Source organism: Mesorhizobium sp. BR115XR7A (assembly GCF_020165315.1).
Taxonomy (GTDB): Bacteria; Pseudomonadota; Alphaproteobacteria; order Rhizobiales; family Rhizobiaceae; genus Mesorhizobium; species Mesorhizobium australicum.
In genome coordinates, this window is record NZ_JAIUHW010000003.1 from 251,547 (window position 1) to 269,640 (window position 18,094).

Sequence of the window (18,094 nt, forward strand, 5' to 3'; positions counted from 1 at the left end):
CGCGCTCAGATTTCGACAGGCGTGAAGCCGTAGGCATTGCCGTCCTTGACGAAGACGCCGGTGCCCGGGAACGGGAAGTGCGAACCGGAAATGCGGATGTTGTCCGCGATCACCCGGTCGATGATCTTGTGGCGTGTCGCGATCGCCGTCGGCCCGTCCTGGTCATAGGCGCCCTGCCATTCCGGATGCGGTGCGAGAAGCGCCGGCACATACATGGTGTCGGCCGAGATCATCAGTTGTTCCTTGCCGGAATTGGCGAGGTACACCGAATGGCCGGGCGTGTGGCCGGGGGCGGCGATGATCTGGATGCCGGGCGCGACCTCGGCGCCATCCTCGACCAGCTTCCAGTTCTTCCATTTCGGGAAGTTTTCGGCGATGCGCTTGCCCGCCGGCTTGCGGCCCTCGGGCAGCTTCGCCAGCCTGCTCGGGTCGGTCCACCACTTGTATTCGGTGGCGTTGACGATCAGCTCGGCGTTGGGGAACACCGGCGTGTTGGTGCCCTTCTCCATGAGGCCCCAGACATGGTCGGGGTGGAAATGCGAGATCATGATGGTGTCGATCGCCTTGTAGTCGATGCCGGCGGCGGCCATGTTGGCCGGCAGGTGCGTGGCGTTGGCCTGCCACTGGCCGACGCCCGAGCCGGCATCCATCATGATCAGCCTGCCGCCCATCTTGAGCACCGCTACGGTGAGCGGAATGGGCATGAAGTCGGTCGTCAGCCCCGCCTTGGCGAGCGCTGCCTTGGTATCGTCGACCGAAACATCCTTGATGAAGGCCGGGTCGTGCGGCTTCTTCCAGATGCCGTCATAGACGGCGGTCACCTCGATATCGCCGACCGTGTATTTGTAAAAGCCGACGGTGGGCTCCAGCGTCTGCGCGAAAGCGGGACGGGTGAATTCCAGCTTGCCGGCAAGGCCGAAGGCGGCAGCGGCGGCGGCGGATTGAAGCACTGTGCGGCGTGACATGCTGAACATGGTGATCTCCTCTGTTGAGTGGTGGCTAAGGCGAAAGATCGAATGGAATGACGGAGCGCCAAGCCCTGGCCCTCCGTCGCTGATCGCGGATCGGATCGGCGCCGCCGGGATCCGGCGCCGACCCGTGAACTCAGTTGCCCCAGATGCCCTGGCCGGGTTCGTCCGCATCGGATTTGGTCACCGGCCGGCTCGGCCCGGTCGTCACCTTGGTATCGACGCCATGAGGACGTGCCGCGTAGGGGATCGAGGCGGTGGCATTGGTGTCGACGGCGACGCCCGGCTGGTTGGAGGCATTGGCGTTGAAATGGTCGCTGCCGGCAAAGGCAGAAGTCGAGGCAAGCAACATCGCAGCCACGCTGAGAGCGAGCTTGGTCATTTCGGTAAATCCTTGTTTCGTTTTCTAGGGTCGCGGACCGCAAGATTGCCCCGCTTGCAGAGAAGACCCGCAAGGGCCGCGCTTTATTCCTGGGCGCTATGAGATTTTTTCTGGAAGGGCTGAAACTGCAGGAAGCGGCCCTACGGAAGGCTGCCCAGACACAATTCAGAAACAAGATTCAACAGTTCGGAAAAACTGGCGAAAAGATCGGATGGCATAAGCATCCCTCAACGGCCGGAAATCTGGCCGCCGCACAAGTGCACGATGCAGGCGCACGGACACAGGGGCACGGAATTGGGTACGGCAATGCAACGAGGTTCGAACGGATCGATGGGTGCCCTACCTGGCATGTCGCTCGCCGCCGGCAGCGCCCAGGCAATGCGCGCGCTTGCGCCCTACGCCCATGCTCCCGAAACTGTGAAGACGGGGCGGTCGATTCCGTGATAACCGCCCGGCCAAAGAGGGTGCGGCCGGCGATCGCCGGTCTGAATTCCGGAATCTTCCGTTCTGGAAGCTTCAGTCATTCCCCCTCCATGAACAACGATCAATTGCAGCGACGGCACAGCCGGCAATGCCCGCCGGCGCGGCGGCGTGACCGAGATGTGCCTGTAACGGCTTGCCAGGACGAGAAAGTTTGGAAATGGACCACGGTATCGATATCGCCGAACTGGACAGGGAAGCGGCACGATTGGGCGCAGGGCCCGAGACCAGCTCCGACAGCGTCGATGCACTTGCGGGAATTGCCTCCGGAGCGCGTGGCCAGGTCCTGGCGGGCGCCGATTTTGCCCGGGCGGGTCAACCGGACGAGCGACTCGACAAGGTCTTCGAGCAACTCGCCGAGACATTCGCCACGCTGCCGGCGGTGATCTCCGAGGGCCGCGCCTGGACCTATCGGGAGCTGGACAAGCGCGCCAATCAGTTCGCCCGTCTGCTGGTCAAGCGCGGCGTACGGCCGGGTCACCGTGTCGGGCTCATCCTCGACCGGTCCGCGGAAACCTATGTGGCCCTGCTCGCCGCGGTGAAGGCGGGTGCCGCCTTTGTGCCGCTGGCCACCGCCTTTCCGCAAGAGCGCATGGCGCTCATCATCGAAGACGCCAGCGTCAGCCTGGTCGTCACCATCGCCACCTACGCTTCGCGGGCCGACCAGCTGCCGGTCCCGCACCTGTTGATCGACAGCGCCGCCGCCGAAATATCAGCCCAGTCCGACGCGCCGCTGAAGCCGCATAAGGCGCCGGCCCCCACGGCGGTCGAAGACATCTGTTACATCCTCTATACGTCCGGCACCACCGGCAGGCCGAAGGGCGTCGCCATCCGCCACCAGAGCTTCGTCAACTTCATCCGCGTCGCCGCCGCATCCTACGGCTACCGGCCGGGCGATCGCGTCTACCAGGGCATGACCATCGCCTTCGACTTTTCCTCCGAGGAGATCTGGGTGCCATTCGTCGCCGGCGCGACGGTCGTGCCGGCACCAGGCCAGATGCCTCTCGTGGGCGAAGAGCTCGCCGATTTCCTGCGCCATCACGACATCACCTGCATGGCCTGCAGCCCGACGCTTCTGTCGTCCATGACATCGGACGTGCCCAGCCTGCGCACGCTGCTGGTCGGCGGCGAGGCCTGCCCGCACAATCTGGTGGTGCGCTGGTCGAAGCCCGGCCGGCAGATCCTCAACACCTATGGCCCGACCGAGGCGACCGTCACGGCAACCATGGGTGCATTGACGCCGGACCGGCCGGTGACGATCGGCGCGCCGCTGCCCACCTACTCGATCGTCATTCTCGACCCTTCGCTGCCGCGGCTCGCCGAACCCGGCGAACTGGGCGAGATCGGCATTGCCGGCATCGGGCTGGCGGTCGGCTATCTCAACCGGCCGGACCTGACCGAACAGAAATTCATCGCCGATTTCCTCGGCCTGCCGAACAACCCGTCGAAGCGCATCTACCGCACCGGCGACCTTGGCCGGATCAGTGACGCCGGCGAGATCGAGTATGCCGGGCGCATCGATACCCAGGTGAAGATCCGCGGCTATCGCATTGAACTCGGCGAGATCGAGGCCGTGCTGCTCGACCAGCCCGAGATCGCGCAGGCCGCCGTCACCACCTGGGAGATCGAGCCCGGCCGCGTCGAACTCGTTGCCTATTACGCGCCCAAGGCCGGCCAGCCGGCTCTCTCGCGCGCCGACATTGCCCAGACGATGAAGCGGCGGCTGCCCGACTACATGGTGCCCTCCTATCTGGAGGAACTGCCGGCAATCCCGATGACGGTCTCCAACAAGGTCGACCTTCGCCAGTTGCCCAAACCAACCAGCGTCCGGCTCTCGGCCGATCGCGCCATGGTGCCGCCCGGCAATGACGACGAGCGTTTCCTGGCCGACGCGCTATGCGCCGTGCTGAAGTTCGACGACGTGTCCGTCGAGGACAATTTCTTCGACGATCTCGGCGCCAACTCGCTGCTCATGGCGCATTTTTGCGCGCGCGTGCGCACCCGCAAGGAATGGGCGACGACCTCGATGCGCGACATCTACCTCTATCCGACGGTGGCGCGCCTGGCCAAGCACCTGAGCGTGGCGGAAGAGATGACGACGGCCACCAACGAGCCCGTTCTCACCCGCCAGGCGTCCAATTTCGTCTACTGGACCTGCGGCGCGGCGCAGTTGCTGTTTTACGCGCTCTACAGCTACGTGGCGCTGTGGGCGATCAATGACGGCCTCAACTGGGTCTATGACACGCTCGACGACCCGCTGCAGCTTTACGTCAGGTGCGTGGTGCTCTCTGCCGGCGTGTTCTTCGGCATGTCGGGCTTCGCCATTGCCGCCAAATGGGTGCTGGTGGGCCGCTGGAAGGCGGAAGCGTTCCCGATCTGGGGCCTGCGCTACTATCGCTTCTGGGTGGTCAAAACCTTGATCCGCACGGCACCCGTCGTGCTGTTCCGCGGAAGCCCGCTCTACAGCCTCTACCTGCAGCTTCTGGGAACCAGGATCGGCAAGAACGTGGTCATCGAATCCCGGGCCGTGCCGGTGTGCACGGACCTGATTTCGATCGGCGACCGAACGATCCTGCGCAAGGAATCATTGATCCTCGGCTATCGCGCCCAGGCCGGCTATATCCACACCGGGCCGCTGACCATCGGCCGCGACGCCTTCGTCGGCGTCGGCTGCACGCTCGACATCGACACCGCGATCGGCGACGGCGGCCAGCTCGGTCATTCCTCCTCGCTGCAGCACGGGCAAAGCATCCCCGACGGCGAACACTGGCATGGATCGCCCGCGGTGCCGACCACGGCGGACTATTGCAAGGTGCGCAACGTCAATCCTCCCCGCATTCGGCGCTTCCTCTATGAGGCCGTGCAGCTGATAGGCCTGTTTGCCATCGTCACCCCGCTGCCGCTTTTGTTCCACAGCTATTGGGAGAATGTCGGCGACGACTATCAGGAGACCATCGGCATTGTGGCGATCGGCACCACGGTCACACTGTTCGGCTACATCGCCGCGGCCTTTTTCGCCGCCACGGTGGTGCCGCGCCTGTTCAGCCTGATCCTGAAACCCGGCCGTACTTACACGCTTTATGGCTTCCGCTACTGGCTGCAGACGGTTGCCGAGTTCTCGAGCAACTCCCGCGTGCTCGGGCTGCTGTTCGGTGATAGCTCGGCCATCGTCCATTACATGAGCGCCATCGGCTGGAACCTCAATAAGGTGGTGCAGACGGGCTCCAATTTCGGCTCCAACCAGCAGCACGAAAACCCGCTCCTGTGCGAGATCGGCACCCAGACCATGGTGTCGGACGGGCTTTTCATGATCAACATGCACAAGTCCGCTTCCGCGTTCCGGCTCGAGCCGACCCGGATCGGCGAGCGCAACTATCTCGGCAACAACATCTACTATCCGCCGGATGGACGCACGGGCGACAACGTCCTGCTCGGCACCAAGGTGATGGTCCCCATCGACGGGCCATTGCGCGAGAATGTCGGCCTTCTGGGCTCGCCGCCCTTTGAAATCCCGCGCATGGTGAACCGCGACAAGGAACTCATCGCCGGCATCGACGAGCAAGACCGGCGCCAGCGCATCCCGCTCAAGAACCGTCACAATCTGGTGACGATCCTCCTGTTCATGGCGACGCAATGGATCATGCTGTTCGCCACGCTGGCGATCTGGGACCGGGCACTGAACTACTACACCGAATGGGCTGAGATCGCCCTCTTCGTGGCGGTGCTTTTGACCTCGGCGATCACCATTCCGTTCTACATCTTCGTCGAGCGGGCAAGCCTCGGTTTTCGCAAGCTGAAGCCGCAGATAACGACGATCTACGACGTCACATTCTGGCGCCACGAGCGCCACTGGAAGCTCGCGGATTCGCCTGTTGTGCGCCTGTTCGCCGGCACGCCGTTCCGGCCGATGATCCTGCGCATGCTTGGGGTCAAGGTGGGCAAGCGCGTCTATGACGGCGGCGCCAACCTGACCGAGCGTTCCCTCGTGGTGATCGGCGACGACGTCACGCTCAACGAAGGCTGCGTCATCCAGGCCCACTCGCTGGAAGAAGGTGCGTTCAAGTCCGACTTCATCCGTATCGGCGATGGCTGCACGCTCGGACCGTCCGCCTTTGTCCATTACGGCGTGGTGATGGGCAAGGGATCGATGGTCGATGCCGATTCCTTCGTGATGAAGGGCGAGGAGTTGGAGCCCAACTCGATCTGGCGCGGCAATCCGGCCAAGCTGCACCGGTTCGTCGAGCCGGTCATGGAAGACGGCTCCAGGGCGTCGTCCTGACGCTCGATCCCGATATCGTCGGAGGCCACATGGCAGAGCGATCCGGAAGCACCGCGGACATCCGGATCGGCCCGGTGACCCCAGCCAATCGCGCTTTGGTCACCGCATTGCAGCTGGCGCCGGAGCAGATGGATTTCGTCGCCAGCAATGCAGCCTCCCTGCGTGAGGCCAGATCCGATCGTGACGCGCGGCCACGCGCCGTCATGGCAGGCGACCAGATCGTCGGGTTCCTGATGTACCAGGCGCCGCGGGACGATGACGAGGCGCGCATCTACCGCTTCATGATCGACCGCGCCTGGCAAGGCCGGGGTTACGGCAAGGCCGCGTTGCGTGAAGTGCTGGAGGAAATCGACGGGCTCGGCCACATCAGGCACGTGTCGATCTGCTACGAACCGGAGAACGAGGCGGCACGGCAGCTCTATCGCAGTGCCGGTTTCGTCGAACAGGGGCTCGACGAGGACGGCGAAATGATCGCGGATCTCATTCTGCCCACCGGCGACCGATGACGCCGCCCGCCGATCCGTCCGAGGAAATCTCCATGGCGCGCGCCATGGCCGCCATGGCTCCGGCCGGGGTCCGCACCGGTTGCCGGATCATCCGCGAAGGCGACGAGACCCATCTGTTGCCGGCGGAAGCACGCTCCATCCCCGCTCGCCAGCCGTCCATGCGGCGGGCCAGCGGCGCGGCGCGATTGCTCGCGCACCGACTGCTGACGGATGCCGGCTTCGACGGTTTCGCCCTCTTGCGCACGCCGTCCGGTGCACCCGCATGGCCGGACGGGATAACGGGCTCGCTCGCGCATGACGACGACATGGCCGTGGCGGCGGTCGCGCCTGTTGGCCGCATCGCCTCGCTCGGCATCGACGTCGAGCCGGCGCTGCCCCTGCCCGATGAGATTTTCTCGCTCGTGGCAATTCCCGAAGACCGGATCGACGCCGCCGACCGGCAGCTTGCCGGCCGCATCCTTTTCGCCGCCAAGGAAGCGGTCTACAAGGCCGCCTATCCGCTGGATCGCGAGGTGCTGGGCTATGAGGATATCGCCGTGGACCTCGAAACCGGCCACGCGACGACGAGGACGGGCCGCAAGGTCAGCCTCGCACACTGTATCGCCCCGCGCGTGGTCGTGCTGGCGTTTGTTGCCAGATAGGCGTTGGCCTATTCGCCAACCACCTCTCGATAGGCCCTCACCGCGCCATCCAGCCCACGTATGCGCCAGCTTTGCCCGTCCTGTTCCTCGACATGGCAAGGTCCGAGCGGCACTTTCCCTCCCCCGTCGGGCAGGTCGAGCACATAGACAGGGTTGCAGATGCCCGACAGGCGCGCGCGCAGCGCTTCCACCAGCGCCTGCCCCTGCGCGATCGTGGTGCGCCTGTGTGCCATGCCGCGTGCGAGATCGCCATGGTGGAGGTAGTAGGGTTTTATCCCCAGCCGGTACATCAGCTCGCGGCAGAGCTCTTCCAGCGCTTCGACCGTATCGTTGACGCCCTTCAGCAGAACGCTCTGGTTGAGCATCACGAAGCCGGCCTGTCGCAAGGCGCGGCAGGCCACTTCGGTGGCGTCGGTGATCTCGCGCGCATGGTTGAAGTGGGTGACCACCGTCACCATAAGCCGGCCCTGCAGCGCCGCGACCAGCCCTGGCGTGATGCGCGACGGCAGTGCCACCGGCACGCGCGTGTGGAGGCGCAGCAATCGCACATGGGCGATGTCCTCGATGCGCGCCCGGATCTCGGCCAGTGCCTTGTCGGGCAGCGACAGCGGATCGCCGCCGGTCAGGATCACTTCGCGGATTTCGGGATGGTCCGATATATAGGCCAGCGCCGGCTCCAGCGCCTCGCGCGTATAACCACGGCCGATCGACGTCAGCGATTCCTTGCGGAAGCAGAAGCGGCAATAGACCGCGCATTGATAGGTCGGGAACAACAGCACCCTATCCGCATGGCGATGCGTCAGCCGCGGCACCGGGCTGAATTCGTGATCGGCGATCGGGTCGCCAAGCTCACCCTCCGCCTCGTCCAATTCCCCAGGCGACGGGATCACCTGCGCCCGGATCGGATCGGCGGGATCGTTCCAGTCGATCAAGTCGAGATAGGCCTTTGGCGCCCGCACCTTGTGAAGCGCCGCGGCGGCTTGCGCGGCTTCGCGCTCGGCCGGCGAGAGCGGCAGGGAAGCGAGATCGCGCGCATGGCGCACCCCGGCGCGGACATCGTCCTGCCAGGCGCTGTCGGCGGCGCGGGTCGCATCTTTGAGGTCGGTCATCGGGGCGTCTCGGCTGTTTGCGCGGACCTATCGGCCGGATGGACGGCGCGGTCAACCGCTGTCGCAACGCCAACCATGTCCGCCGCCTTCACAACCTGTGCCCACCCGCGCCAGCCATCGCCACAAAAGCGCTTTCAATCGTCTCGAACCTCAGCTCCGGATAAAGCGTCCCGGCTTCCGGGGTGGCCGTCTCGAGCGCGGTCTCGCCGCGGATCCAGAATGCGCGCAGCAATCCAAGGCCGGGAACCGCCGCGATCAGCGCCTCCAGCTCCTCGGCGCTCATCTGCTTGACGCGGGGCGAACGGCCGCTCACTTGCCGCCACAGCTCGATCATTTCACCTTGGGTGATCTTGTTTTGCGCGATCCGTATCTCGCTGCGAACAGCATTGGCATCCTCCAGTGCGCGCATGGTGACCGCAGCGATATCCTTCTCGCTGACGAAGGTCGCCGGAACGTTGCCCTCGCCATAGAGCGTCACCTCGTCGGGCGGCAGCGGCGACGAGCCGAAGCGCGTCAGGTCGCCCAGCGTCGCCACCCAGGTCGAGAAGAAGCCGTTGGTGTAGATCACCGTGTAGGGCAGGTCGGCCTCCCGGACCGCGTCGAAGACGGCCCGCTTGATGTCGAGCGGTTCGATCGAGCCGGGTGCGGCGGCGGCAAAGTCGAGGCCGAAACCGGCGGACGGCACATAGCGGGAGATACCGGCATCCCTGATGGCGCGCACCAGCGTCATCTCGCTGGCCGACCCCACATGCACCGAGCTGACGACGCGGTCGACCTTGCCGACGGCGCGCACGAGGCTGTCATAGTCGTCGAGATCGCCGACATGCACGGTGGCGCCGAGGTCCTTCAGCGGGCGCATCCGCGCTTCATTGGCCGACGTTGCCTGCCGCACCAAGACATGGAGGCTGTCGCCATTGCGCGCGCTGGCCTTGGCCATCTCGCTGCCGAGCAGTCCGGTGGCGCCAATGATCAGGGTGCTGGTCATATCGCCCTCCCATTGGCCAGAATTCCGTTAGCAAGGATCGAACCATCCCAGTCGCGTTCCAGGCCGATGTCATGCAAACGGCGATCGGAAAGCCGGGAGATCTGGCGCAATGTGCGGCGGCGCTCGAACGCTGCCGCGCTTCGCATGGCAAGGCCGCTCATCGCGGCGCCGATGGGTCGAAGGGTCAAGGTCATAGTCCGTCTCCTGTGTTTCACTGGGCGCAAGCCTGCCGATGTCGCCCGAGTGGGGCGAGCATGACGATTGCTCACACTTGTCTGGTCAATTCAGCGCATCGATGAACCGGAAAGCCGGTGTGGATGCTTGGTACGCCTGAATATTGGGCCATTAAGGGCTGGACGACAAACGACTCTTTGTGCAGGATTTGTGAGTAACACTCACAGGTCGATCCAATGCCGCGCAGACTGCCGCCCCTCACCGCTTTGCCCGCCTTCGACGCGGCGGCCAGGCATTTGAGTTTCTCCAAGGCCGCGGAGGAGCTCAACCTCACCCATGGCGCGGTCAGCCGCGCCATCCGCAACATCGAGGACAGGCTGGGCATCCAGCTCTTCGATCGCGGCACACGCTCCGTGCGCCTTACGGGCGTCGGCGCGGCCTATGCGGCGGAGGTCGGCAAGGCGCTCGACCAGATCGCCGCCGCCACCATCGCCGCCACACCCGACCGCTCGACGCGCATCCTCAATGTCAGCACGTCCGACGGTTTCGCCGGCCGCTGGCTGGTGCCGAGGCTGCATCGTTTCCATCGCGCCAATCCCGACATCGACGTGCGGCTGGCGACTTCGGGCGTGCTGGCCGATTTCGTCAGCGACGGCATCGACATATCCATCCGCTACGGCCGCGGCGGCTATACCGGGGTGACGGCGGAGTTCCTCGCCGATGAGGAGGTTTTCCCCGTCTGCAGCCCGGAACTGCAGCAAGGCGAGCATCCGCTGCGACAGCCGGACGATTTGAGGCACCACAAGCTGATCCACGACGCCTTTCGCATCGACTGGGCGACATGGCTTGAGCACGCCGGTGTCGAAGGCATCGACCCCACACGCGGCGTGCGCTTCGATTCCGCCACCTTCGCCGTCGAGGCCGCCGTGCATGGCGAAGGCGTACTGCTCGGCCGCAGCGCGCTGGTCTCGGCCGACCTCGCGGCAGGCCGGCTGGTCCGGCCCTTCGATCTCGCGCTGAAATCGGCGGCCAGCTACTACGTCGTCTATCCCGAAGGCGCGCTGCGTCAGAAAAAGATCAGGGCGTTCCGCGACTGGCTGTTCGCCGAAGTGGCCGCCGACTGGATTGGTGCGAAGAAGAGCGGCTGATCCGAGGAAGGCCCACCTGAATTCCCTCTCTTGCCGGCCAGCTATCGCCGTTCGCTCCGGCGCATCCAGTCAGTCCGACGGGCCGTCAGACAGCTTGGGCGTCACGATCCGTATGGGACGACTGCCGATCGGCGCCCCGGTCCCGCGATCAATGCTGACTGGGTCGATTTCGGTTCCTGTCTCGGCGTCGAAGAACCGGGTGAAATTGCCACCGCCCCGGTGCTTGCTGCCCCAGGCGGCGAGCGAGAACAGCACCGGAAGCAAATCCCGACCGGCCTCGGTCAGCACATATTCATCCCGTGGCGGCCGCTCCGAATATCGCCGTTTCTCCAGCAGCCCTTCCTGAGTCAAGGTCGCCAACCGGCTGGTCAGCATCGTCGGAGCGATGCCGAGGTTCTTGCGAAATTCGTCGAAACGGCTGAGCCCCGCATGGGCATCGCGCATGATCAGCATGCTCCACGTGTCACCCATCGTGCCGAGGCTGCGGGCGATCAAACAGGGCTGGTTGGAAAGATTCTTCACGTCGATACCATTTTGATAGTGACTTACTATTAATTTGATAGTATCTGATCTCGCGAGGCCGTTCCACCGAAAAATGATGGTGACGGCCGGTCATCGCGCCGCTGGGAGTCCCAAATGAAATTCTATCTGTGCAAGTACATCCCGCCCCGTGCCGACTTTCTTGCATCCATGACCGGCGACGAGCGGGAATGGATGAGGCAGCATGGCGCCTTCTTGGACGAGTTGCTCGACCGCGGACTGATCGTCGCCCATGGTCCGGTGATGGATCCAGGCGGCGGCTATGGCTTGTCACTATACCGGATCGCCGACGACCAGGACATCCAGGCGATAACCTCACAAGACCCCATCGTGAGAAATGGCGCCGGCCATTACGAACATCACCCCATGCTTCATCTGAGCGTACACGGCTGACAAGTCCGTCGGCACAAACCGTCATGATCATGCATCTCGAAGGATATTGAAATGAACAACAAAAATCGCGGCGTCGCCGTCGTCACCGGAGCAGCGGGCGGCATCGGGCTTGCGACAGCCAAAGCCCTTCAGTCGGCCGGCTACCGCGTCTTCGGCACGAGCCGGAAAGCCGCGACCGGGTCACCGCCCGGGATCACGATGCTGAGCTGCGACGTGACCGACGCGGACTCCGTCGCAAGCATGGTGTCGCAAGTGATAAGCCAGGTCGGGCGCATCGACCTGCTGGTCAACAATGCTGGCAATGCACTGATCGCGGGTGCGGAAGAATCGTCCGTTGAACAGGCAAAGACCCTTTTCGACGTCAACGTCTTCGGTCTCATCCGCGTCACAAACGAGGTGCTGCCGATCATGCGACGTCAGGGCGGCGGCCGGATCGTCAACATCAGCTCGGTTGTCGGCTTTGTCCCCAGCCCGTTCAGCGCGCTCTACACATCCACGAAACATGCCGTCGAGGGCTACTCCGAGTCGCTGGACCATGAGGTCCGCCCCTTCGGTATTCGCGTCCTGCTGGTCGAACCGGCCTTCACCCGTACGGCTCTCGATCACAATGCGACGAAGCCGGACAGGATGATGAGTGTCTATGACCAGGCGCGGGCAACGGCAACCGCGGTCTGGAACAGGGCGATCGAAACCGGCGATGCTCCCGAGGTCGTCGGCCAGGCGGTCGTCACCGCGGCCACCGCGACATCGCCGAAGCTGCGCTATCCCGCCAGCAAGCAGGCGCGTCGCCTATACCTGCTGCGACGGTTTGTTCCCGCGCATGCTTTCGACAAAAGCCTCCGAAAACAGATGAACCTGCCGTCGTGACAAAGGCGCGTAGCCACTGTTCGGCGAGCCGGTTTTGAAACGCCAGACATCCGCTGCTGCGGCCGGACGATTTGAGGCATCACAAGCCGATCCACGACGGTTCCGAGAGGGGAAATTGAGCCGGCGGAGTGGCGCCAAACCGCCTCTGGGCATTCCTGCCCGGTTTCAGGTGGCGCTCGACACTTTCGCGATTGCCGCCAGCACCAGCAGAGCCAGACAGCCAACAAGCGCCATCAGGCCCAGCGACCAGGAAATGCCGATATGGGCCATCGCCAATGCCAGGGCGAACGGCGCGACCGCCGAGACGATCAGGCGGGCGGACATGGCGCGTCCCTGCAGCCGGCCATAGCCTTCGCTGCCGAACAGCATCAGCGGCAGTGCCCCGGTGACGATGCTGAACAGCCCGTTGCCCATTCCGAAGACGATGGCGAACGCCATCGCGCCGGCGATCGAAGGCGCGGTGCCTAGCAGGATGGCCACGCCCGCCGTCATCAACACGGCTGAAATGATGGCGAGCCGCAGCGGCGGCAGGTTGATCCCGTAGACCATATTGATGAAACGGCTGAGCACCTGCGACGGCCCGAACAGCGTTCCAACGATGGCGGCGGCGGCACCCAGACCGAGCCCGGACAGCAGCGGCACCATATGGACCAGCACGGCGGCGCTGACCAGGTTCTGGAGCGAGAAAGCGACAACCATCAAAGCAAAGCCGAGCGGCCGCGCCGGGGCCGGCAGCGATCCCGCGACGTGCCGTGGCGGCTCGATCGCCGCGCGCCTGCTCCTGGCCAGCCCCTGCGATAGCCAGGCGTGCAGCGGCAGGCAGACCAGCAGGTTCAGCCCGGCAAAGACGAGGTAGACGTCTCGCCAAGGCAAATGCGCATGCATGGCCGATGTGATCGGCCAGAAGACTGTCGATGCGAAACCGGCGACGAGGGTGAGATAGGTTATGCTGCGCTGCGCGGCACGCGGCCGTATCTGGACCAGCAGCGCGAAGGCCGCGCCGTATTGGACAAGGTTCGATGCTGCCTCCAGCGCAATCAGCGCGCCGACGAAGGCTGGACCGTTGGGCGCATAGGCACAGGCGGCAAGCGCAGCGGCAGCAACGGCCGAGCCCGCGGTCATGATCCGTCCCGCGCCAAAACGGTCGATCCAGCCGCCGAGCAAGGGGGCGGTTAGCCCGCCGGCCAGCAGCGCGGCCGATAGCGCGCCGAATATCCATTCGGTTGGCCAGCCCATATCCTTCGCCATGTCGCCGGCAAGGATGCTGAAACTGTAATAAAGCGTACCATAGCCGATAATCTGGGTGATCCCGAGCGCGGCGACAGCCGCTATCGGGGCACGCTCCGCGGTCTCGGCTTTTGCAAGGCTTCCATCATTGCCTACCGCGGTCATGGCTCACCACCACCTCCCCGTCTTCCTTGGTGAACCGGCTCACCGGGCGGTCGAGCAGATCCAGCACAAGCTCGGACGGACGGCACAGCCGTGTCCCTCTCGGCGTCTCGACGATCGGCCGGTTAATCAGGATCGGATGCTCGAGCATGGCATCGAGCAGTTGGCCGTCGGACCACTTTGGATCGGCCAGGCCCAGTTCGGCATAGGGGGTGCCCTTTTCACGCAGCAAGGCGCGCACGGGAATTTCCAGCGTCGCTATCAATTGCTCCAGCCGCGCACGTGGCGGCGGGTGTTTCAGATATTCGACGATGGTCGGCTCCTCGCCGCTCGCCCTGATCATGGCAAGCGTGTTGCGCGAGGTGCCGCAGTCCGGATTGTGGTAGATGGTGATCGGCATGGGCTGGCCTCGTTGGGGAACGGTTGAACGTGCGGCTGCAGCAGCCATGTCGTCAGCGCCAGGGCAATGCCCGCGCCGGCCAGTTCGGCGGCGATGAAGCCCGGCAGGCTTGCCGGACTGATTCCGGAAAAACTGCCCGTCAGTGACCGTGCGGCCGCGACCGCCGGGTTGGCGAACGATGTCGATGCGGTGAACCAGTAGGCGGCGGTGATATAGAGGCCGACCAGCCAGGGGATGGCCGAGCGCTTGAAACGCAGGCCGGCGAGAATGACCGCCAGCAACCCGAAGGTCGCAATCCCTTCCGAAAGCCAGAGCGCGGGTCCCGTTCGGTCATGCGTCAACAGGGCGAGCGGCGAAAGCCCGAACATCAGGTGCGCGCCGACCGTGCCGGCGACGCCGCCCGAGAATTGGGCGAGCACATACCAGGCGCAGTCGCTCGCCGGCAGCCGGCGCGACAGCGCCAGGGCCATTGAAACGGCCGGATTGAAATGGGCGCCCGAGACCGGCCCCAGTATGGTAGTGAGCACCACGAGGATTGCCCCCGTCGGCAAGGTGTTGCCAAGCAGCGCCAGCGCGCGATCGGTCGTCAGCGACTGCGCCATGATACCGGAGCCGACCACCGTGGCCACCAGCAAGCCGGTGCCGAGAGCTTCCGCCGTGAGCCGGCGCGGCAAATCAAAACCGGCCGTGTCCCTGATGGAGGACGCGCCAGACACAGGGTGGTCGCCAGTCATCGGGCAGGCTCCCGCGTGTCGGCCGCACAGCAGCCCGGCAACACCGCCGGCGCGCAGATTTCCGGCCGGCCGGAGCAACAATCCTCCATCAGGAAGCGGAGAAGACCGCTCAGCATGTCATACTCGGCGCTGTAGACCATGGAGCGGGAATCGCGGCGCACGCTCACCAGCCCCGCGCGTTCAAGCTCCTTAAGGTGGAAGCTGACGTTGGACGCCGAAACTTCGACCTTTTCGGCGATCGCCCCGGCGGCGATGCCGTCGGGGCCGGCGATCACCAGATGGCGCAGCACGCGCAGCCGTGTTTCCTGCGACAGCGCCGCGAAGGCCGACAGGGCTTGGCGTTCATTCATATTTCAACAATCCTATGACTATTGAAGCAAGGATTATCGCACATGCTCGCCTCTGACAATCGGGAATTTGATCCCGTGATCACGGCCGACCCGCGGGACATCACCATGGCCGGCTTGCTGGGCTTTCTGGCGGATCACAGGGAAAAGCCACTGGTGTTTTTCCATGAAGGCAGGCCAGTGTTGCCGGGCTACCATGTCACCGAGGTCAAGGCCGGCCGCTTCGACGCGCTCGACTGCGGCGGGAATCCGGAATCATGGTCGGAGATCTTCGTGCAGCTATGGGACGTCAATGAGGACCGCACCCATATGCCGGCTGGAAAATTCGCGGCGATCATCCGGAAAGTGACCGAGCATGTCGGTCTCGACCAGGCGGCCAAGCTGACCTTCGAGGTCAGCGACGGCGTGCGCCCGATGCAGCTCTACCGGGCCGCGCTGCCCCGGCTGGCCGACGGCGCCGTGCATGTCGCGCTTGCGCCACGGCCAGCGAGTTGCAAGCCGCGCGACCGCTGGCTGGAGGAGGAAAAGAAGGCCAAGGCCTGCTGTGGCCCCTCCGCCGGGCCATGCTGCGGCTAACGGAGGGTGCTTTTGAGCATGTGAGTACCGGAAGCGCGGGCGTGAGCCATGTGCAGGCCGGCCGGACATCGGCAACCTTAGTCCTTGGCGCGAAAAGCGTCCGGCATCACGAACACTTCGTCGGCGCGGCCATAGCCGCCATCGGCGACTTCCTCCACAAGCACCATCGTGTAGGGCCGCACGCCCTCACCGAAAAAGTCGACGAACATGGCGGTCGTGCGATGGATGAGGTCTTCTTTCTGTGCCTTGGAGAGCGCCGCCTGCGGCATCTTGATGTTGGCGAATGGCATGGTGTTTTCCTTGTCTTCTCAATCATTTGGGCTAGGTTTCGAATGGAACGGGAGGCAGGCCGCCACAGCAGCAGCGGCCAGCCTCCTTCAGATCACGCCGCCATTGGCGCGGATGATTTGCCCGTTGACCCAGGCACTGTCCGGCCCGGCCAGGAACGAGACCACGCCGGCAATGTCGTCGGGCTGGCCGAGCCTGCCGAGCGGGATCATCTTGGCCGTGGCCTCGATCTGCGCCGCGCTCTTGCCATCGGTGAACAGCGCCGTCTCGACCGGTCCGGGCGCCACCGCGTTGACGGTGATGCCGCGCGCGCCAAGCTCCTTGGCCAAGATGTGCGTCATCGCCTCGACCGCCGCCTTGGTGGCGGCATAGACGCCGTAACCCGGCTGGTAGAGGCCGACCACGCTGCTCGAAAAATTGACGATGCGGCCGCCATCGCGAATGCGTTTTGCGCCTTCGCGCATGCCACGGAACACGCCGCCGAGATTGATCGCGACCTGGGTGTCGAAGAAGGCATCATCGGCCTGTGCGATCGGCGAAAGCTTCATGATGCCGGCATTGTTGACCAGTATATCGATGCCTCCGAACGCCTTCTCGCCGGCGTCGAAGAGGCTGGCGATACCGGCCGGAACCGCGATATCGGCTTGCACGGCGATCGCCTTGCCGCCATCGGCTTCGATGGCGCGCACCAGCGCCTCGGCCTGGGCCTGTCCCCGCGCGTAATTGACGACGACGGCGATGCCGTCGCGGGCCAGCCGCCGCGCGATCGCCGCGCCGATGCCCTTGGAGGCGCCGGTCACGATCGCCGCTTTAGTTTGGCCCGTGCTCGTTTGGCCTGAAGTCATGGAAGTCTCTCCTTCTTGTTGGTGAGACGGATATAGGCCGAACCAACTTCCGGATAATCAGCCTTGTCTTGACATCACTATTCGGAAACTGCGAACAAAGACCATGGATCGCCTGGACACGATGCGGCTCTTCGTTCGCGTGCTGGAGCGGCGCAGCTTCACCGCTGCCGCCGCCGATCTTGGCCTGCCGCGCTCGACCGCGACGGAAGCGGTCCGGCGGCTGGAAGAACATCTCGGCGCAAGGCTGCTCGAGCGCACCACGCGCCAGGTGAACGCCACGCAGGATGGCGAGGCCTATTACCGGCGCTGCCTGTCCATCCTGGCCGAGATCGAGGATGCCGAGGCCGCCTTCCGCAATGCCGAACCGTTCGGCCTGCTGCGCATCGACGCCAGCACGCTGCTCACACGCACCTTCCTGTTGCCGCGCCTGCCGGAATTCCTCGCCCGCTATGCCAGGATCGACCTGCAGATCGGCCAGAGCGACCGGCTGGTCGACTTGGTGCGCGAGGGTGTCGACTGCGTCATCCGCGTCGGCGAGCCGCCGGACAGCGGCATGATCATGCGCCGCCTTGGCATGATCCGCGAGATGACCTGCGCCAGCCCCGCCTATCTCTCCCGCCACGGCACGCCCGCCTCCCCCGATGCGCTGGACGGCCACCAGGCGATCGGTTTCGTCTCCTCCCGCACCGGCGAAGTGCTGCCCTTCGAGTTCACCGTCGGCGGCAAGACGCGCGAGGTCAGGCTGCCCGGCCGCGTCGCCGCCAACAATTCCGACACCGCCGCCGACCTCGCCCGGCTTGGCCTCGGTCTCATCCAGGCGCCGCGCTATCGCTTCGAGAAGGATTTGGCAGAGGGAACACTGGTCGAGGTGCTGGCCGAGTATCCGCCCTCGCCGACACCGCTGTCGGCGCTCTATCCGCAGAACCGGCAGCTTTCGCCGCGCCTGCGCGTCTTTCTCGACTGGGCGGCACGCATCTTCGCCGAGGCGAACCTGTAAGCGCTATTCCGGGAAAAGTGTGTAGCGGTTTTTCGTCCGGAGTTGC

The 18,094-nt window shown here is 64.7% G+C and carries 20 protein-coding genes; 8 read left to right on the top strand and 12 right to left on the bottom strand.

Features of this window, described 5'->3' with window-relative positions:
- Positions 1-5: 5 nt before the first annotated feature.
- Together LB557_RS08115 and LB557_RS08120 are read right to left on the bottom strand one after the other, a co-directional pair.
- Entirely contained in the window at positions 6-974 is a 969-nt protein-coding gene (locus LB557_RS08115) for an MBL fold metallo-hydrolase (protein ID WP_224642910.1), read from the bottom strand.
- Between the two features lie 130 nt (positions 975-1,104).
- Positions 1,105-1,350 (bottom strand): DUF680 domain-containing protein, encoded by a 246-nt coding sequence (locus tag LB557_RS08120; protein ID WP_140876390.1) that lies wholly within the window; start codon positions 1,348-1,350, stop codon positions 1,105-1,107.
- Positions 1,351-1,990: 640 nt separating this feature from the next.
- Between LB557_RS08120 and LB557_RS08125 the strand changes: the two genes are divergently transcribed.
- From LB557_RS08125 to LB557_RS08135, 3 genes are read left to right on the top strand one after another with little or no spacing between them, the layout of a single operon-like run.
- Positions 1,991-6,109 (top strand): Pls/PosA family non-ribosomal peptide synthetase, encoded by a 4,119-nt coding sequence (locus LB557_RS08125; RefSeq protein WP_224642911.1) that lies wholly within the window; start codon positions 1,991-1,993, stop codon positions 6,107-6,109.
- A gap of 29 nt (positions 6,110-6,138) precedes the next feature.
- On the top strand, positions 6,139-6,615 hold the full coding sequence (locus tag LB557_RS08130; protein WP_224642912.1) for a GNAT family N-acetyltransferase: 477 nt from the start codon (positions 6,139-6,141) through the stop codon (positions 6,613-6,615).
- Positions 6,612-7,256 (top strand): 4'-phosphopantetheinyl transferase, encoded by a 645-nt coding sequence (locus LB557_RS08135; RefSeq protein ID WP_224642913.1) that lies wholly within the window; start codon positions 6,612-6,614, stop codon positions 7,254-7,256. Before LB557_RS08130 ends, LB557_RS08135 begins: the two co-directional genes overlap by 4 nt.
- Before the next feature lie 8 nt (positions 7,257-7,264).
- On the opposite strand, the gene LB557_RS08140 is transcribed toward LB557_RS08135, so the two are convergent.
- From LB557_RS08140 to LB557_RS08150, 3 genes are all read right to left on the bottom strand, one after another.
- Positions 7,265-8,365 (bottom strand): KamA family radical SAM protein, encoded by a 1,101-nt coding sequence (locus LB557_RS08140; protein ID WP_224642914.1) that lies wholly within the window; start codon positions 8,363-8,365, stop codon positions 7,265-7,267.
- An 88-nt stretch (positions 8,366-8,453) separates the two neighbouring features.
- Positions 8,454-9,350 (bottom strand): NmrA family NAD(P)-binding protein, encoded by an 897-nt coding sequence (locus LB557_RS08145; RefSeq protein ID WP_224642915.1) that lies wholly within the window; start codon positions 9,348-9,350, stop codon positions 8,454-8,456.
- On the bottom strand, positions 9,347-9,544 hold the full coding sequence (locus tag LB557_RS08150) for a DUF1127 domain-containing protein (protein ID WP_224622527.1): 198 nt from the start codon (positions 9,542-9,544) through the stop codon (positions 9,347-9,349). Before LB557_RS08150 ends, LB557_RS08145 begins: the two co-directional genes overlap by 4 nt.
- Positions 9,545-9,760: 216 nt before the next feature.
- Between LB557_RS08150 and LB557_RS08155 the strand changes: the two genes are divergently transcribed.
- Positions 9,761-10,672 carry a transcriptional regulator GcvA gene (locus tag LB557_RS08155; RefSeq protein WP_224642916.1) on the top strand — a complete coding sequence of 304 codons (912 nt, stop codon included), beginning with the start codon at positions 9,761-9,763 and terminating at the stop codon, positions 10,670-10,672.
- Between the two features lie 69 nt (positions 10,673-10,741).
- Here the strand turns inward: LB557_RS08155 and LB557_RS08160 are convergent, their stop codons facing one another.
- Complete coding sequence (locus LB557_RS08160) at positions 10,742-11,194, bottom strand: winged helix-turn-helix transcriptional regulator (RefSeq protein ID WP_224642917.1); 453 nt, start codon at positions 11,192-11,194, stop codon at positions 10,742-10,744.
- Positions 11,195-11,308: 114 nt separating this feature from the next.
- Between LB557_RS08160 and LB557_RS08165 the strand changes: the two genes are divergently transcribed.
- Both LB557_RS08165 and LB557_RS08170 read left to right on the top strand, forming a co-directional pair.
- The gene (locus tag LB557_RS08165; RefSeq protein WP_015316901.1) at positions 11,309-11,605 is read left to right on the top strand and encodes a YciI family protein; all 297 of its coding nucleotides are present in this window, start codon (positions 11,309-11,311) and stop codon (positions 11,603-11,605) included.
- Positions 11,606-11,656: 51 nt separating this feature from the next.
- A complete protein-coding gene (locus LB557_RS08170) occupies positions 11,657-12,472 on the top strand; it encodes an oxidoreductase (RefSeq protein ID WP_140716380.1) in 816 nt (271 codons plus the stop codon).
- 165 nt (positions 12,473-12,637) lie between these two features.
- Here the strand turns inward: LB557_RS08170 and arsK are convergent, their stop codons facing one another.
- The 4 genes from arsK to LB557_RS08190 are packed head-to-tail and all read right to left on the bottom strand — an operon-like array spanning position 12,638 to position 15,345.
- Positions 12,638-13,864 carry an arsenite efflux MFS transporter ArsK gene (gene arsK / locus LB557_RS08175; protein WP_015316899.1) on the bottom strand — a complete coding sequence of 409 codons (1,227 nt, stop codon included), beginning with the start codon at positions 13,862-13,864 and terminating at the stop codon, positions 12,638-12,640.
- Positions 13,845-14,261: an arsenate reductase (glutaredoxin) gene (gene arsC, locus LB557_RS08180; RefSeq protein WP_224642918.1), complete on the bottom strand. Its 417-nt coding sequence runs from the start codon at positions 14,259-14,261 to the stop codon at positions 13,845-13,847. Before arsC ends, arsK begins: the two co-directional genes overlap by 20 nt.
- A complete protein-coding gene (locus LB557_RS08185; RefSeq protein WP_224642919.1) occupies positions 14,201-14,995 on the bottom strand; it encodes an aquaporin in 795 nt (264 codons plus the stop codon). The genes arsC and LB557_RS08185 overlap by 61 nt, the downstream gene beginning before the upstream one ends.
- Positions 14,992-15,345, bottom strand: a complete 354-nt coding sequence (locus tag LB557_RS08190; RefSeq protein ID WP_224642920.1) for an ArsR/SmtB family transcription factor — start codon at positions 15,343-15,345, stop codon at positions 14,992-14,994. Before LB557_RS08190 ends, LB557_RS08185 begins: the two co-directional genes overlap by 4 nt.
- Positions 15,346-15,387: 42 nt before the next feature.
- Between LB557_RS08190 and LB557_RS08195 the strand changes: the two genes are divergently transcribed.
- Positions 15,388-15,918: a DUF6428 family protein gene (locus LB557_RS08195; protein ID WP_411970537.1), complete on the top strand. Its 531-nt coding sequence runs from the start codon at positions 15,388-15,390 to the stop codon at positions 15,916-15,918.
- A 77-nt stretch (positions 15,919-15,995) separates the two neighbouring features.
- On the opposite strand, the gene LB557_RS08200 is transcribed toward LB557_RS08195, so the two are convergent.
- Together LB557_RS08200 and LB557_RS08205 are read right to left on the bottom strand one after the other, a co-directional pair.
- Complete coding sequence (locus LB557_RS08200) at positions 15,996-16,208, bottom strand: tautomerase family protein (protein WP_140716390.1); 213 nt, start codon at positions 16,206-16,208, stop codon at positions 15,996-15,998.
- 87 nt (positions 16,209-16,295) lie between these two features.
- The gene (locus LB557_RS08205; RefSeq protein WP_140663424.1) at positions 16,296-17,051 is read right to left on the bottom strand and encodes an SDR family oxidoreductase; all 756 of its coding nucleotides are present in this window, start codon (positions 17,049-17,051) and stop codon (positions 16,296-16,298) included.
- A 103-nt stretch (positions 17,052-17,154) separates the two neighbouring features.
- Here LB557_RS08205 and LB557_RS08210 point away from each other — a divergent pair, with 103 nt between their 5' ends.
- Positions 17,155-18,048 carry a LysR family transcriptional regulator gene (locus tag LB557_RS08210; RefSeq protein ID WP_140663426.1) on the top strand — a complete coding sequence of 298 codons (894 nt, stop codon included), beginning with the start codon at positions 17,155-17,157 and terminating at the stop codon, positions 18,046-18,048.
- Positions 18,049-18,094: the final 46 nt, after the last annotated feature.

Excerpts from the sequence above, each read along its gene's own strand:
- LB557_RS08115 (WP_224642910.1), bottom strand. The coding sequence starts at position 974 with ATGTTCAGCATGTCACGCCGCACAGTGCTTCAATCCGCCGCCGCCGCT.
- LB557_RS08120 (WP_140876390.1), bottom strand. The coding sequence starts at position 1,350 with ATGACCAAGCTCGCTCTCAGCGTGGCTGCGATGTTGCTTGCCTCGACT.
- LB557_RS08125 (WP_224642911.1), top strand. The coding sequence starts at position 1,991 with ATGGACCACGGTATCGATATCGCCGAACTGGACAGGGAAGCGGCACGA.
- LB557_RS08130 (WP_224642912.1), top strand. The coding sequence starts at position 6,139 with ATGGCAGAGCGATCCGGAAGCACCGCGGACATCCGGATCGGCCCGGTG.
- LB557_RS08135 (WP_224642913.1), top strand. The coding sequence starts at position 6,612 with ATGACGCCGCCCGCCGATCCGTCCGAGGAAATCTCCATGGCGCGCGCC.
- LB557_RS08140 (WP_224642914.1), bottom strand. The coding sequence starts at position 8,365 with ATGACCGACCTCAAAGATGCGACCCGCGCCGCCGACAGCGCCTGGCAG.
- LB557_RS08145 (WP_224642915.1), bottom strand. The coding sequence starts at position 9,350 with ATGACCAGCACCCTGATCATTGGCGCCACCGGACTGCTCGGCAGCGAG.
- LB557_RS08150 (WP_224622527.1), bottom strand. The coding sequence starts at position 9,544 with ATGACCTTGACCCTTCGACCCATCGGCGCCGCGATGAGCGGCCTTGCC.
- LB557_RS08155 (WP_224642916.1), top strand. The coding sequence starts at position 9,761 with ATGCCGCGCAGACTGCCGCCCCTCACCGCTTTGCCCGCCTTCGACGCG.
- LB557_RS08165 (WP_015316901.1), top strand. The coding sequence starts at position 11,309 with ATGAAATTCTATCTGTGCAAGTACATCCCGCCCCGTGCCGACTTTCTT.
- LB557_RS08170 (WP_140716380.1), top strand. The coding sequence starts at position 11,657 with ATGAACAACAAAAATCGCGGCGTCGCCGTCGTCACCGGAGCAGCGGGC.
- arsK (WP_015316899.1), bottom strand. The coding sequence starts at position 13,864 with ATGACCGCGGTAGGCAATGATGGAAGCCTTGCAAAAGCCGAGACCGCG.
- arsC (WP_224642918.1), bottom strand. The coding sequence starts at position 14,261 with ATGCCGATCACCATCTACCACAATCCGGACTGCGGCACCTCGCGCAAC.
- LB557_RS08185 (WP_224642919.1), bottom strand. The coding sequence starts at position 14,995 with ATGACTGGCGACCACCCTGTGTCTGGCGCGTCCTCCATCAGGGACACG.
- LB557_RS08190 (WP_224642920.1), bottom strand. The coding sequence starts at position 15,345 with ATGAATGAACGCCAAGCCCTGTCGGCCTTCGCGGCGCTGTCGCAGGAA.
- LB557_RS08195 (WP_411970537.1), top strand. The coding sequence starts at position 15,388 with ATGCTCGCCTCTGACAATCGGGAATTTGATCCCGTGATCACGGCCGAC.
- LB557_RS08200 (WP_140716390.1), bottom strand. The coding sequence starts at position 16,208 with ATGCCATTCGCCAACATCAAGATGCCGCAGGCGGCGCTCTCCAAGGCA.
- LB557_RS08205 (WP_140663424.1), bottom strand. The coding sequence starts at position 17,051 with ATGACTTCAGGCCAAACGAGCACGGGCCAAACTAAAGCGGCGATCGTG.
- LB557_RS08210 (WP_140663426.1), top strand. The coding sequence starts at position 17,155 with ATGGATCGCCTGGACACGATGCGGCTCTTCGTTCGCGTGCTGGAGCGG.